Here is a 14,561-nt window from a genome sequence, read left to right as displayed (position 1 = left end):
ATGCCTATCATCAACAGCCAAGTAAAACCGTTCAAAGCTACCGCGTACAAAAACGGCAACTTCGTAGACGTGTCGGACGCTGACCTGAAAGGCAAATGGTCCGTTGTGTTCTTCTACCCAGCCGACTTCACCTTCGTTTGCCCAACCGAGCTGGAAGACCTGGCCGACAACTACGAAGAATTCAAAAAGCTGGGCGTCGAAATCTACAGCGTTTCCACTGACACCCACTTTGCTCACGCTGCCTGGCACAACACTTCGCCAGCCATCGGCAAAATCCAGTACACCATGATCGGCGACCCAACCCTGACCATCTCCCGCAACTTCGACGTACTGATCGAAGAAGCTGGCCTGGCAGACCGCGGCACCTTCGTGATCAACCCGGAAGGCCAGATCAAAATCGTTGAGCTGAACGACGGCGGTGTTGGCCGTGACGCTTCCGAGCTGCTGCGCAAAATCAAGGCTGCTCAGTACGTCGCTGCTCACCCAGGCGAAGTGTGCCCAGCCAAGTGGAAAGAAGGCGAGGCCACTCTGGCTCCGTCCCTGGACCTGGTCGGCAAGATCTAAGTCTGTGAAGCCTCAAGGGCGGGTATCCGCACTTAAGTAAGCTGCAACCGCCCTCGAAACGCCCGGGCGAGATTCGCTCGGGCGTTTTTTTGTCTGCAATAAACCGAATTAACAGGAAATCGCCCGTATGTTGGACGCCAATCTTAAAGCTCAGTTGAAGTCATACCTGGAACGGGTCACCCAGCCGATCGAGATCGTCGCCTCCCTCGACGACGGCGCGAAATCCCAGGAAATGCTCGCTCTTTTGCAGGATGTTGTCAGCCTCACCACGCTGATCACCCTGCACACCGATGGCGATGATGCGCGCAAGCCGTCGTTCTCCATCAACCGCCCGGGTGCCGATATCAGCCTGCGTTTTGCCGGCATCCCAATGGGCCATGAATTTACTTCGCTGGTGTTGGCCTTGCTGCAAGTCGGTGGCCACCCGTCGAAAGCCAGTGTCGAAGTGCTTGAACAGATTCGCGCCCTGAAAGGCGAGTTCAGCTTTGAGACGTACTTCTCGCTGTCTTGCCAGAACTGCCCGGACGTGGTCCAGGCGCTGAACCTGATGGCTGTGTTGAACCCGAACATCCGCCACGTCGCCATCGACGGCGCGCTGTTCCAGGCTGAAGTCGATGAGCGCCAGATCATGGCGGTACCGAGCGTTTACCTGAACGGCGTGAACTTCGGCCAGGGCCGCATGGGCCTGGAAGAAATCCTCGCCAAACTCGACACCAGCGGCATCGAAAAAGCCGCCGAAAAAATCAGTGCCAAAGACGCCTTTGACGTGCTGGTGGTCGGTGGTGGCCCTGCCGGTTCCTCCGCTGCGATCTACGCCGCACGTAAAGGCATCCGCACCGGTGTGGCCGCTGAGCGTTTTGGCGGGCAAGTGCTGGACACCATGTCCATCGAGAACTTTATCTCGGTACAGGAAACCGAAGGGCCGAAACTGGCCAGCGCCCTTGAGGCCCACGTGCGTCAGTACGACGTGGACATCATGAACCTGCAGCGCGCCATTAGCCTGATCCCGGCCAAAAACGCCGGTGACTTGCACGAGATTCGCTTTGAAAGCGGCGCGACGCTCAAGTCCAAGACCGTGATTCTGGCTACCGGCGCTCGCTGGCGTGAGATGGGTGTGCCGGGCGAGCAGGAATACAAAGCCAAGGGCGTGTGCTTTTGCCCGCACTGCGATGGTCCGTTGTTCAAGGGCAAGCGCGTGGCAGTGATCGGCGGCGGTAACTCCGGCGTTGAAGCCGCCATCGACCTGGCCGGTATTGTCAGCCACGTCACCTTGCTTGAGTTCGACAGCAAGTTGCGCGCCGACGCAGTATTGCAGCGCAAGCTTCACAGCCTGCCGAACGTGGACGTGATCACCAGTGCCCTGACCAGTGAAGTGAAAGGCGATGGCCAGAAAGTCACCGGCCTGGCGTACAAGGATCGCGACAGCGGCGAGTTCAAGACCATCGACCTGGAAGGTATCTTTGTGCAGATCGGCTTGTTGCCTAACACCGATTGGCTCAAAGGCACTGTAGAGCTGACACCGCGCGGCGAGATCATCGTCGATGCACGTGGCGAGACTTCTCTGCCAGGCGTGTTTGCCGCCGGTGACGTGACAACCGTGCCGTACAAACAGATCGTGATCGCGGTAGGCGAGGGCGCCAAGGCTTCCCTCAGTGCTTTTGATCACCTGATTCGCACGTCGTAACCTTTAGCGTCAGCCATAAAAAAACCCATGAGCGATCATGGGTTTTTTTCGTTTACATCGGCGCTGGCTGAATGATCTCAACCCAGTACGCATCCGGGTCTTTGATGAAGGCCAGGCTTTTCATGCGGCCATCGCTCAGGCGCTTCTGGAAGTCGCAGCCCAGCGCTTCGAAGCGCTCGCAGGCGGCCACGATATCCGGCACTGAAATGCAGATGTGGCCAAAGCCACGTGGGTCGGTATTGCCGTTGTGGTAGGCAAAATCGGCATCGTTTTCGGTGCCGTGGTTGTGGGTCAGTTCAAGGATGCCCGGAATCGACTTCATCCATTGGGTGCGCTCGGCGGCGTCGGCCGGAATGTCGGCCTTGTCCACCAGGGCAAGGAAGTACAGGCTGAATTCGGCTTCAGGGAAGTCGCGTTTTTCAACCAGGGAAAAACCCAGCACGCGGGTATAGAAATCCAGCGATTTGGTGATGTCCTTGACCCGCAGCATGGTGTGGTTGAACACGAAGTTCGCGGTGGCGGTGTCAGGCTGGGCAGTGACGCCCGGGAAAGTGTTCAGATCGTGCAGGCTCATGGGCCCTCCAGAAAAAAATGGGGCAAACGCAGCTCCAAGTGAAAAGAGCGGTCCCTTGGCGTGCGGCCGGCATCCGTGCAGCCAAACCATGATACGCAAGGCCCGCGCGCTGCGCCAAATGAAAAAGGTCACGCAGGCCTTGCGACGGGCGGGTGCGCAGGCTCAAACTTTGGCGCTGGAATCTTGGGTATTTTCGCAATGATTGAATTTCGTAAACCGTTGTTGAGCGCTGTGTGTGTGCTGTTGGGCAGCTCGTACGTGTGGGCGGCCGACCCGGAAATTCACTGGCCCAGCGGTTGGCAGGTCGAGGAAGTGGTACCTGACGGCGAGGCCCCGGCAAAGCCCCAGGCTGTGTCACGCCAGCGCGCGATCAAAAATGATGAAAATGGCAACACCTTGATGGTCATGGAGTTGACCGGTACACCGATTGAAGCCGGGCACAAAGTTAATCTTCAAGGTGTATTGCTGGAAATGCGTAAATCCATCCAGAAAGATTTTGCTGGTGGCGGTTATCAAAGCGTGTGCAGCAAGATGCACCAGACGACGTTAAGTAACCTTGACGCGCTGGAAACTACTTGCGTGATTACCGAGAATGGACGCCACGTATTGTCACAAACATTGGTAGGGGCGGTGGACGCCGATAAGGCTTATGTTTTTTCGTACGCCGGCCAAACGGATGCATACGAAGCCAGCAAGGGCGAAGTCAGTTCAGTGCGTGACAGCCTGAAACTTTGAATGGTGCGCGCGGGTCGATGTTGAACAAAATGAAAGGTTAGTTAAGTTCGATTTCGAACCCTGAACAAAAAAACCCGCCTCGGCGGGTTTTTTGTTAGTGCAGCCTGATCACTTGCGCAACCAGGACTCTACGGTGTCGGAACCGTGCTCTTCTTTCCAGGCTTTGAGGCCGCGGTGGTTGCCGCCTTTGGTCTCGATCAGCTCGCCGGTGTGCGGGTTGTGGTAAACCTTGACCACGCGCGCGCGACGCTGTTTTGGGGCGGCAGCGGTCGCAGCACCGGCCTTGCCAGGGTTAGGATCAAGGATCGAGATGATGTCACGCAGGCCTTTGCCGTAGTGCTTCATCAGCGCCTGGAGCTTTTCTTCGAATTCGATTTCTTTCTTCAGGCCGGCGTCGTTCTTCAGGGATTCCAGCTGGGCGAGCTGCTCTTGAAGGGCTTTTTCTGCTGCGCGAAATTCGGCGAGTCTGGACAAAATCTGTACTCCAATAGTGTAGTTTGCTGATTCAACTGCAGACAAAGCTATAAGCCAGGCGCTTATAAAAATAACTCAAAGAAAATAGTCTTTCCGAGAGTGCTGCACAGGCAGGAAAAATTGTAGTAGTTAATGCGTTAAGAGTAAATCACGTCTTTTGTCTGAATAAAATATTTCATCCTGGCCATCGAATGGCTATTCAATGGCTGGTCAAAGACTTAATGAATTCGGCGCAAGGCAAGGGTCGGCCAAACAGGTAGCCTTGCAGGAAATCCACCCCGTGTGCTGCCAGATAGTCGCACTGCTCGGGTGTTTCTACGCCTTCGGCGACAATGCCCAGGTCCAGCTTGGCGCAAAGCTCAATGATGCTGTCCAGAATATGCCGCGAGAGTGCGTCGGCCCCAATCATCGCGACAAAGCTTTGATCGATCTTCAAGTAGTCCACATTGAAGTTGCGCAAGTAACCCAAGCTTGAGTGGCCTGTACCAAAGTCATCAATGGCGATCATGACGCCGAGTTGATGCAGGGCGTCGAACAGGCGTCGAGTGATGTCGGTCGGCTCAATCAGCTCCCGTTCCGTCAACTCCAGCACCAGCGTGATCTGGCCGGGAGGGAAGGCGGCCAGAAATTCCCGGCAGTCATCCACCAGCGCCAGATCCAGGCAATGTCGGGCGGTGATATTCACGCCGATATGAAAGCCTGGCGCGAATCGCGCGGCATGCGGCGCGAGTTGCGCAGCGGTCTGGCGCAGCAGGGCACGGGTCATGGGCACGATCAGCCCGGAATGCTCGGCCAGCGGTATGAACAGGTCAGGGCGCACCAGGCCTTCCTTGGGGTGTTGCCAGCGCATTAATACTTCACAGCCGGCCCATTCCTGGGTGTCGCCGCGCACGACTGGCTGGAAGTACGGGATAAATTCGTTGGCGCCCAATGCACGCTGTAACTCCTGGGTCGGCGCGGATGAGCGCTTTTGCAGCCAATGGGCGAGCGCGCCTGCCAGCACGCCAAAGAACACCAGCAAGCTGAACAAGGCGGGGTAGCGCGCCTCCATGTAGCGCCACACTTCACCGGCGGGCATGCCGGCGTCGACGCTGTAGTGATAGCGCTCGGACACCCGGTGATGATGAGCCACTGGGAACACCGGAGCAGCGCTGTTGTGCACCTTGCCATCGGCATCCAGCCAGTTGGGCCCGACCTGCAAAACCAGGTGCGCGTACCGGCTGATCAGGCGCAACGCGTTGGTCAGGTGGTAGCCGTCGACCGAGGCGAATGCGGCCTTGTCACCGTCGACCAGTCGATACACCAACAGGGCCGTGTCGGGTGTCACCGGGTTGCCGTTCATCAACCACAGCCTGCCGTCGACGTAGTCATCCGGGTTGACCGGCGACTGATAATTGTCACCGAACAGCGAGCTGCAATAGATGTTCTTCTGCCAGGACAAGGTGGTGGCGCGCACAAACGGGCGACGCGTGACCTGCTCACGCAGCGCCAGTTGCGCACCGCTGTCGCACGGCGAACCCGCCAGCGGCAGCAAGGCCTGGGCGGCGAGGGCAGTGTTGTCGAGCATCAGGTCAAACTGGCGCACCGCTTCCTGGGCGGTCTGCGCGGTGCTGTATTGCAAGGTGCGTTCGGCTTGCCAGTGCAGGATGACCACGCCCAGCGCAATCGGCAGCAGGCCGCTGAGTGCGGTGATGAAGCAGCGGGTGGCGCGTTTTCGCGGGCCGTTGACGGTCAAGGGCATGGGTATAACGACCTGTTGCAAGGTGGGAGTTCGCCCCAAGGGCGGATCAGAATCAATCGATGATAGATGGCTCTTTGGAAATAAGCTTGCCGCACCTGACCGTTCGGCCAGGTGCAGCGACTAAAAAGCACTGCGTTGCGCCAACCGGATAAACGCCAGGGTTGCCGGCGTTGACTCACGCTGGTCCAACACGGCCAGGCCAATTTCACGGCTGACCGGCGGCGACAGCGGTCGTACCTGATAACGCGGGTCCGGCGCCTCAGGCAACGACGCCTGCGCTACCACGCTCACACCGTCGCCCCGGCTCACCGCCTCCAGGGAGCTGAGCAGTTGCGAGTATCGGTAGCGCACATTCGGTGTCAGCCGCGCCGAACTGAACAGCCGCGAGACCAGCTCCAGCGAACCGGCTTCGGTGAGGATAAAAGGGTCGTCACACAGCGCCTTCAACGCCACGCTGGCGTGTGCGGCCAACGGGTGCGCGGCCGGCAGCAGAGCGACCATCTGGTCCTCGAACAGCGCAAACGTATCGAAACGTTCCTGTTCCAGCACCACGAACCCCACGTCGATGCGGCGCTCATCCAGCCACTGGATCACCTGACGGTCCGGGCCTTCGTCCACATGCACTTCGATACCCGGATGCGCCTCGCGAAACTGCTTGAGAATGCGCGGCAGCAGCCGGTTGGACGATGTAGGGCCAAAAGACCCGATGCGTAGCGTGCCGCGCTTCATGCCTCGGGCATCGGAAGCTTCCTGCTGCAGAGTGCTGGCCACGCCGAGCAAGGTGCGTGCGCGCATCAACAGTTGCAGGCCGATGTCGGTCAGTTGCACTTGGGACTGGTGCCGGCGAAACAACTCCACGCCCAGTTCCTGCTCGAGGGCCTTGATCGCATGGGACACCGCCGACTGGCTGATCCCCAGGCGCAGGGCAGCGCTGGTGAAGCCTTGCAGCTCGGCGACCCGCGAAAAGATTTCAAGTTGCGTGAGTGTCATGAGCATTTACTCATTTTACGATGACTTGTCATTAGCGCGAGCATACGCCAATCCTGACCGCCATAGAGCACGCGCTGATGCCTTATTCTTCCGACCGCCTGACCTACGTAAAGCTGGCCTCGGTCACCATGATCTGGGGCGCCACCTTCGTCGCCGGCCGCTACCTGGCGGCCGATGTCGAGCCGTTGCTGGCCGCGACTTTGCGCTTTGTGCTGGCCAGTGTGGCATTGCTGGTGTTTATGGCAGTTGCACGCATTCGTCTGGTTCGGCCCAGCGTTGGGCAGCTTGTGCAGTTGGCGATGCTGGGTTTTTTCGGCATCTATTTCTACAACTTGTGCTTTTTCTATGGGCTGCATTACATCAACGCCTCGCGAGCCTCGCTGATCGTGGCGTTGAACCCGGCGGTGATCGGTCTGGCGTCACGGGTGTTGTTCAAGGAACGCCTGGGGCCGACCAAATTACTGGGCATCGCGCTGTGCCTGGGCGGCGCAGGCGCCGTTATCGTCAGCCGTAACCCGGCGCTTCTGGACGGCGCGGCGAACGCCTGGATCGGCGACCTGCTGATTTTCGGCTGCGTGGTGGGGTGGGGCGCGTATTCGCTGTTTTCCCGTGGCCTCAACCGGGAGCTGGGTGCCTTGCAGACGGTGACCTGGTCGATTTTACTCGGCACCTTGATGCTCGCGGCCACCACTGCGTTCAGCGGCAAACTGACAGTCGCCGCCGTGCAAGCCATTCAACTGCCGCAGTGGCTGAGCCTGCTCTACCTGGGCGTATTGGGTTCGGCACTCGCCTATATCCTTTGGTACGACGGTATCCGCCACATCGGCGCAACCCGCGCCGGGGTGTTTATCGCGCTGAACCCGCTGACGGCGGTGATCTGTGGGGCGATGCTGCTGGGCGAGCAACTGACGTTGCCGATGCTGCTGGGCGGCGCAGTGATCCTGCTCGGCATCTTCCTGTGCAACAAACCCCTTGCACCGGCCAAGGCATTGGGGATTTGATAAGACTACGGACAAACGTTGTTACGCTGTGTAGAATCGATTTACGCATACAAGAATATGGACTTGCGCTCACGCAAGCCTCGGCCGTCAGAGACTGATGACACCATGAAGCTACTCGGCTCCCCCCTCATCTTTGGTGACTTCCTCGCCCGCAGCGTGCGAGGCCTGTCCTGTGCGCCACCGCGCAACCTCATCCTTGCACGCAACTGAACAATTGCTACCCACACGCATGATGAGGTGCCGACATGGCCGACCAATACGAAAACCCAATGGGCCTGATGGGCTTTGAATTTATCGAATTCGCATCGCCAACCCCGGGCGCACTGGAGCCGATCTTCAAGATCATGGGCTTCACCAAAGTAGCCACCCACCGCTCCAAAAACGTCGACCTGTTCCGCCAGGGCGAAATCAACCTGATCCTCAACAACGAGCCTGACAGCCTCGCCTCGTACTTCGCGGCCGAGCACGGCCCGTCGGTGTGCGGCATGGCGTTTCGCGTCAAAGACTCGCAACAGGCCTACAACCGCGCACTGGAACTGGGCGCCCAGCCGATCCACATCCAGACCGGCCCGATGGAGCTGAACCTGCCGGCCATCAAGGGCATTGGCGGCGCACCGTTGTACCTGATCGATCGTTTCGGCGAAGGCAGCTCGATCTATGACATCGACTTTGTGTACCTGGAAGGCGTAGAGCGCAACCCGGTGGGCGCGGGCCTCAAGGTCATCGACCACTTGACCCACAACGTGTATCGCGGGCGCATGGCCTACTGGGCCAACTTCTACGAAAAACTGTTCAACTTCCGTGAAGCGCGCTACTTCGACATCAAGGGCGAATACACCGGCCTGACCTCCAAGGCCATGAGCGCACCGGACGGCATGATCCGCATCCCGCTGAACGAAGAATCGTCCAAGGGTGCAGGGCAAATCGAAGAGTTCCTGATGCAGTTCAACGGCGAGGGCATCCAGCACGTGGCGTTCCTCACCGACGACCTGGTCAAGACCTGGGACGCGCTGAAAGGCATCGGCATGCGCTTCATGACCGCGCCACCCGACACCTACTATGAAATGCTCGAAGGCCGCCTGCCCGACCACGGCGAGCCGGTGGATCAACTGCAGTCGCGGGGCATTCTGCTCGACGGTTCGTCGATTGAAGGCGACAAGCGCCTGCTGCTGCAGATCTTCTCGGAAACCCTGATGGGCCCGGTGTTCTTCGAATTCATCCAGCGCAAAGGCGATGACGGGTTTGGCGAGGGCAACTTCAAGGCGCTGTTCGAGTCGATCGAACGCGACCAGGTGCGTCGTGGTGTACTGACCGCCGACTAAACCATAAAAAAGCCCGGCCGAGGATTACCCCGGCCGGGCTTTTTATCGCCTGCCTTTCAAGCTTTGCGCTGACGCACCAAGTGCTTGAAACCTTCGTACACCAGCACCATCACCGCCATCCAGATCGGGATATAGGTCAGCCATTGGCTGCCCTTGATGCCGTCTCCCAGTATCAACGCTACGCCCAGCAACAACACAGGTTCAACGTAGCTGAGCAGCCCGAACAGGCTGAAGGGCAGCAAACGGCTGGCAACGATATAGCTCACCAGAGCCGACGCGCTGATCACCCCCAGCATCGGAATCAACGCGTACAGCTTTGGGTGACTATCCATCACCGCAAAGCCTTGTTCGCCATGCTGCACGAACCACCAGGCCACCGGCAGCATCAGTGCCATGTCGAGCCACAGGCCGCCCAGGTTATCGGTGGCCAGGTATTTGCGCACCACGAAATAGATCGGGTAACCAATGATGACCACCAGGGTCGCCCAGGAAAAACCGCCGGCCTGATACAGCTCATTCAGCACGCCAAGCGCGGCAAAAAACACCGCAATTTGTTGCAGACGCGACAAGCGCTCGCCGTACACCAGGCGCCCGGTCAGCACCATGGTCAGCGGCAACAGGAAATACCCCACCGACACATCCAGGCTGCGCCCGTTCAGCGGCGCCCACATAAACAGCCACAATTGCACGCCCAGCAACGCGGAAGACAACACCACGCCGCCCAACAGACGTGGCTTGGCGGCCAGCATCCGCACCAACTCCCACACCCGTCGCCACTCACCGCTGACGATCATGAACAGCGTCATGCACGGCACGGTCAGCAGCATGCGCCAGCCGAAAATCTCCAGGCCACTCAATGGCGTCAGCAGCGATGTGAAGTAATACATAACGGCAAACAGCACAGAGGCCGAGACCGATAAAACAGCACCTTTAGACACACTGTCCTCGCGAAAAACGATTGATTCAGAAGGGTGTGGATTATGGTGCTTTTGGCCGGGGAGAGGTGGGCTGTTTGGGAGCGTATTTATGGAAAAATGCTCACCGCCGTCGATTTTGAGACGCCGTTGTGGCGAGCAGGTTTGCTGTGGCGAGCGGGCTTGCCCCGCGTTGGGCTGCGCAGCAGCCCTGAAACCTGCAACCGTGAATTGTCTGAAATTACGCGGTGGCTTTACTGGGGCCGCTTCGCGCCCCAACGCGGGGCAAGCCCGCTCGCCACAACAAGCCCGCTCGCCACAGGAAGCCCGCTCGGCACGACAAGCGCACTGGCCACAACACGCCAGTGCTCCACAATCAAGCTAGGGGCGTGGCGTGCGGCCGGATACAAAATGGCCTACATCATTGAATCCCGGTGTGGACGAATGCCCCGGCGTCACCAGCGAATCAATAAACGCTTCATCTTCAGCCGTGATCTTCACTTCCAAAGCGCCCGTGTAAGCGTCCCACTGCGCCTCGGTCCGTGGCCCGACAATCGCCGAGCTCACCGCTGAGTTGTTCAACACCCAGGCAATCGCAAACTCAACAATGCCTACGCCGCGTCCTTGTGTGTATTGCTGAATCTGTTGAGCGATGCGCAGCGACTCCACGCGCCATTCGGTTTCCAGAATGCGTTTGTCCTGGCGCGCCGCGCGGCTGCCGGCTTCGGGTGTGACATCCGGTGCATATTTGCCGCTCAGTACGCCACGGGCCAACGGGCTGTAAGGCACCACGCCCAGGCCATAGGCAGCGGCTGCAGTAATCTGCTCGACCTCGGCCTGGCGGTTGACGATGTTGTACAGCGGCTGGCTGATAATCGGCCGGTCCACGCCCAGGCGCTCGGCCACGCGAATCACCTCTGCGATACGCCAGCCACGGTAGTTGGACAAGCCCCAATAGCGGATCTTGCCCTGGCGGATCAGGTCGCCGATTGCCGACACGGTCACTTCCAGCGGTGTGTTGTGGTCTTCGCGGTGCAGGTAATAAATGTCCAGGTAGTCGGTGTCCAGGCGCGTCAGGCTGGCTTCCAGTGCGTTAAAAATACGCTTGCGGCTCAGGCCGCTGCGGTTCGGCAAACCGTCGGTGGGGCCAATCGCAACTTTGGAGGCCACCACCCAATCCTGGCGATTGCGAACAATGGCTTCGCCGACGATTTCCTCAGAGCGCCCGCCGGTGTAGACGTCGGCCGTGTCGATAAAATTGATGCCCTGGTCCCACGCCTTGTCGATGATGCGCAGCGAGTCTTCGGTGTCGGTCTGTTCGCCAAACATCATGGTGCCCAGGGTCAGCGCGCTGACCTTCAACCCGGACTGGCCCAATGTGCGGTAAATCATGCAAAGCTCCTCATGGCAGGGAAATGTGAGGTATGCAATACCAGACTCAACCGCTCTGGAACAAGCCCTGAGCGCGTTTCTTCACTGATGCAGCAAGGTCTGACAGCGCGCCTTTAAAAATCGGTGCAGCACTTTCACGCGCTCCCACAGTTTTGACCGGGTACAACTTCAGTAGCTGCACAAGTCCGCTTTTCTGTGGGAGCTGGCTTGCCTGCGATGCGCATAGGTATCTACACAACTCGAGCTAGACGCTTAAACACCAGTAGGTAGGGCTTTCGTGGCGAGCGGGCTAGCCCCGCGTTGGGCTGCGAAGCAGCCCCGATAAAGAAGAATACGGTGTATCAGACTACTTCGTAGTGGCTGGTTCTGGGGCTGCTACGCAGCCCAACGCGGGACAAGCCCGCTCGCCACAGAGAGATTCGCCAGCCTCTAAAAGTTGTGTAGATACCTATGCTGCGATGCAGGCACATCGGTACATCAGGCAAAACCAGTTGATGCCATCGCAGGCAAGCCAGCCCCCACAAAAGCCAGATTCCACACTGAGCCACTTTTTGGCTGGAACGAATCCCTGCTACGCCGTCAAAGTCCGCGTCATTCGTAAAGCCAAAACACTCCCCGCAACAATCACGGCCGCCAGCAAGTACAACGCGATATCCGTTGACCCTGTGGCGTCTTTCACGAACCCGACAATATATGGGCTCAGGAACCCGGCCATCTGGCCCATGGAGTTGATCAGTGCCAACCCGCCGGCTGCGGCGCCTGCGCTGAGCATGGCGGTGGGCACTGGCCAGAACATCGGCAGGCCGGTCAGCGCGCCCATGGTGGCAATGGTCAGCCCAAGGATCGCGATCGCTGGCGTGGTGGCAAAATTCACCGCAATCACCAGGCCAATGGCGCCCATCAGCATCGGCACTACCAGGTGCCAGCGACGTTCTTTGCGCAGGTCCGCCGAGCGGCCTACCAGCAGCATGAACACCGCCGCCAGCAGGTAAGGGATTGCACTGAGCCAGCCGATTACCAGGTTATCGCTGAACCCGAGGTTTTTGATGATCGATGGCAGCCAGAAGTTGATCGCGTACACACCGCTCTGGATGCAGAAGTAGATCAGGCCAAACGCCCAGATCGCCGGGTTTTTGAACACTTCGGCGAGGGAGTCGGTGGTGGTTTTCGGCTTGTTGGCCAGGTCGGTCGCCTGGTCAGCTTCCAGCACCGCGCGTTCGTGGGGTTTGAGCCATTTGGCGTGGGCGAAGCTGTCGCTGAGCAGGAAGTAGGCGAGGGCGCCGAGGATCACGGTCGGGATGCCTTGCAGCAGGAACATCCACTGCCAGCCCGCGAGGCCGTGTTGGCCGGCGGCGAAGTGGTTGAGGATCCAGCCGGAAAACGGGCTGCCGAGCAAACCGGAAACCGGGATCGCCGACATGAACAACGCCATGATTCGCCCACGGCGGAAGGTCGGGAACCACTGCGAGAGGTACAGCACCACTCCCGGGAAGAAGCCGGCTTCGGCGGCACCGGTCAGCAGGCGCAAGCCGTAGAAATGTGTCGGCGTCGTCACAAACAACAGGCAGGTGGACAAAGTGCCCCACACGATCATCATCAGCGCAATCCAGCGCCGTGGGCCGAATTTGGTCAGCGCCAGGTTGCTCGGCACGCCGCACAGCACGTAGCCGATGAAGAAAATCCCGGCGCCGAGGCCGTAGACGGTTTCACTGAATTTCAAGGCATCGAGCATCTGCAACTTGGCAAAGCCAACGTTTACCCGGTCGAGGTAGTTGAACAGGTAGCAGATGAATATGAAGGGGATCAGGCGCAGGGTGATGCGCTTGTAGATGGCGTTTTTATCGTCATCGGTGGCCAGTGTGGCAGCGGCGCTCTGGGACATGGGAGTCTCTCTTTATTATGATTTTTTGCGATGCGAGGGTAACGTCTATCGCCAGATGAGTCTCGGCCACCACGCGGGGTGCTGTCTTTGTGCTTGCGCACAGTGAAGCATGAATTGCGCTGTGCCGATGAACAACCCATGCGTTTAAGGAAGTTAGCCCCATGTTCGAGCTGGATCATGACCTGGCGCAGGATATTGTCGATCGCACCATGGCCATCCTGCCCTATAACGTCAACGTCATGGACAGTCAGGGGCTGATCCTTGGCAGCGGCGAACCGGAGCGCATCAACACCCGCCACGAGGGTGCGCAATTGGTGCTGGCCAACGGGCGCGTGGTGGAAATCGACGGTCAGACCGCAAAGCACCTCAAGGGTGTGCAGCCCGGCATCAACCTGCCGTTGATGCACGACCAACGCCTGATCGGCGTGCTGGGCATTACCGGCGAACCCGAGCTGTTGCGCACGTATGCGCAACTGGTGCGCATGACCGCCGAAATGCTCGTCAGCCACCGCCATCAGCAAGCCGAGCAGCAATGGCGGCGCCAGCGTTGCGACGACCTGCTGGCCCTGTTGCTGGCCGAGAGCGGCGATTCACCTCGCTTGGTGGATGAGGCGCAGCAGCTGGGCCTCAAGCCGCAACTGGCGCGCACGCCGTATCTGTTTGAATTGGGCGTGGGCCAGTCGGCGGATGCGTTAAGCGCCTGGCTCACCAGCCGTTACCCGGACAGCTGGTGCGTGAGCTCCGCGCAGTTTTCCCTGCTGTGGTGCAGGCCCGCGGCGGTGCAGGTGGACAATCCCAGGTTGCTGGAGAAACTTCAGGGCCTGGGCTGGAACATCCTGCGCGTGGCCGTCGGTGGGCAAGCCGATGGCCTGGCCGGGTTGCGCCGTTGTTACCGCCGCGTAGGTGACTTGCTGGCTTACGGTCGCGATATCCTCCCGCAGTCGCGGCTGCTGACCCTCAACCGATACCGCCTGCCCGTGATGCTGTGGCGCCATCGCAACGACGACGCCCTCGACGAATTGCTCAACCCGCTGCGCAAAGTGCTGGTCAAGGACACCAACGGCCAACTGCTCGCGACCCTGCGCAGTTGGTGCGAACACGACGGCCAAAGCCAGGCCTGCGCCGATGCGCTGGGTATTCACCGCAACAGCCTGCGTTACCGCATGGAGCGCATCGCCGAACTCAGCGGCGTTGACCCGCTGACCCTGGACGGCATGCTCGCGCTCTACCTCGGCGTACAGCTGTTGCCCCAGGCTTTGTCGGAATGAACAACAAACCTCACGCGTAC

General features: G+C 59.3%; 13 protein-coding genes. 6 read left to right on the top strand and 7 right to left on the bottom strand.

What is annotated here, in order from left to right; all coding sequences use genetic code 11:
- Positions 1 to 564 carry an alkyl hydroperoxide reductase subunit C gene (ahpC, locus tag Q7C20_RS00925; protein WP_375064526.1) on the top strand — a complete coding sequence of 188 codons (564 nt, stop codon included), beginning with the start codon at positions 1 to 3 and terminating at the stop codon, positions 562 to 564.
- Positions 565 to 691: 127 nt separating this feature from the next.
- The gene (ahpF, locus tag Q7C20_RS00920; RefSeq protein WP_375064524.1) at positions 692 to 2,248 is read left to right on the top strand and encodes an alkyl hydroperoxide reductase subunit F; all 1,557 of its coding nucleotides are present in this window, start codon (positions 692 to 694) and stop codon (positions 2,246 to 2,248) included.
- 52 nt (positions 2,249 to 2,300) lie between these two features.
- Here ahpF and gloA read toward each other — a convergent pair whose 3' ends face one another.
- Complete coding sequence (gene gloA / locus Q7C20_RS00915; protein WP_348061173.1) at positions 2,301 to 2,822, bottom strand: lactoylglutathione lyase; 522 nt, start codon at positions 2,820 to 2,822, stop codon at positions 2,301 to 2,303.
- Positions 2,823 to 3,020: 198 nt separating this feature from the next.
- On the opposite strand from gloA, the gene Q7C20_RS00910 reads away from it, so the two are divergent.
- On the top strand, positions 3,021 to 3,557 hold the full coding sequence (locus Q7C20_RS00910) for a DUF4946 domain-containing protein (protein WP_375064845.1): 537 nt from the start codon (positions 3,021 to 3,023) through the stop codon (positions 3,555 to 3,557).
- A gap of 108 nt (positions 3,558 to 3,665) precedes the next feature.
- On the opposite strand, the gene Q7C20_RS00905 is transcribed toward Q7C20_RS00910, so the two are convergent.
- The 3 genes from Q7C20_RS00905 to Q7C20_RS00895 form a co-directional block, all read right to left on the bottom strand.
- A complete protein-coding gene (locus Q7C20_RS00905) occupies positions 3,666 to 4,031 on the bottom strand; it encodes a histone-like nucleoid-structuring protein, MvaT/MvaU family (protein WP_348061177.1) in 366 nt (121 codons plus the stop codon).
- 199 nt (positions 4,032 to 4,230) lie between these two features.
- Positions 4,231 to 5,772 (bottom strand): EAL domain-containing protein, encoded by a 1,542-nt coding sequence (locus Q7C20_RS00900; RefSeq protein WP_375064521.1) that lies wholly within the window; start codon positions 5,770 to 5,772, stop codon positions 4,231 to 4,233.
- 120 nt (positions 5,773 to 5,892) lie between these two features.
- The gene (locus Q7C20_RS00895) at positions 5,893 to 6,762 is read right to left on the bottom strand and encodes a LysR family transcriptional regulator (RefSeq protein WP_375064519.1); all 870 of its coding nucleotides are present in this window, start codon (positions 6,760 to 6,762) and stop codon (positions 5,893 to 5,895) included.
- Positions 6,763 to 6,839: 77 nt separating this feature from the next.
- Between Q7C20_RS00895 and Q7C20_RS00890 the strand changes: the two genes are divergently transcribed.
- Both Q7C20_RS00890 and hppD read left to right on the top strand, forming a co-directional pair.
- Positions 6,840 to 7,763 (top strand): DMT family transporter, encoded by a 924-nt coding sequence (locus Q7C20_RS00890; RefSeq protein ID WP_375064516.1) that lies wholly within the window; start codon positions 6,840 to 6,842, stop codon positions 7,761 to 7,763.
- 245 nt (positions 7,764 to 8,008) lie between these two features.
- Positions 8,009 to 9,085 (top strand): 4-hydroxyphenylpyruvate dioxygenase, encoded by a 1,077-nt coding sequence (gene hppD, locus Q7C20_RS00885; RefSeq protein WP_375064514.1) that lies wholly within the window; start codon positions 8,009 to 8,011, stop codon positions 9,083 to 9,085.
- A 56-nt stretch (positions 9,086 to 9,141) separates the two neighbouring features.
- Here the strand turns inward: hppD and rarD are convergent, their stop codons facing one another.
- The 3 genes from rarD to Q7C20_RS00870 form a co-directional block, all read right to left on the bottom strand.
- Entirely contained in the window at positions 9,142 to 10,023 is an 882-nt protein-coding gene (rarD, locus tag Q7C20_RS00880; protein WP_375064512.1) for an EamA family transporter RarD, read from the bottom strand.
- Between the two features lie 357 nt (positions 10,024 to 10,380).
- On the bottom strand, positions 10,381 to 11,391 hold the full coding sequence (locus Q7C20_RS00875; protein ID WP_375064510.1) for an aldo/keto reductase: 1,011 nt from the start codon (positions 11,389 to 11,391) through the stop codon (positions 10,381 to 10,383).
- Between the two features lie 571 nt (positions 11,392 to 11,962).
- Positions 11,963 to 13,273 (bottom strand): MFS transporter, encoded by a 1,311-nt coding sequence (locus Q7C20_RS00870; RefSeq protein WP_375064508.1) that lies wholly within the window; start codon positions 13,271 to 13,273, stop codon positions 11,963 to 11,965.
- A gap of 161 nt (positions 13,274 to 13,434) precedes the next feature.
- On the opposite strand from Q7C20_RS00870, the gene Q7C20_RS00865 reads away from it, so the two are divergent.
- Positions 13,435 to 14,541, top strand: a complete 1,107-nt coding sequence (locus Q7C20_RS00865) for a sugar diacid recognition domain-containing protein (protein WP_375064506.1) — start codon at positions 13,435 to 13,437, stop codon at positions 14,539 to 14,541.
- Positions 14,542 to 14,561 lie beyond the last annotated feature (20 nt).

The organism is Pseudomonas sp. AMR01, assembly GCF_041946035.1.
Classification (GTDB): Bacteria; Pseudomonadota; Gammaproteobacteria; order Pseudomonadales; family Pseudomonadaceae; genus Aquipseudomonas; species Aquipseudomonas antarctica_B.
This window is presented reverse-complemented; position numbering and strand designations above follow the sequence as displayed.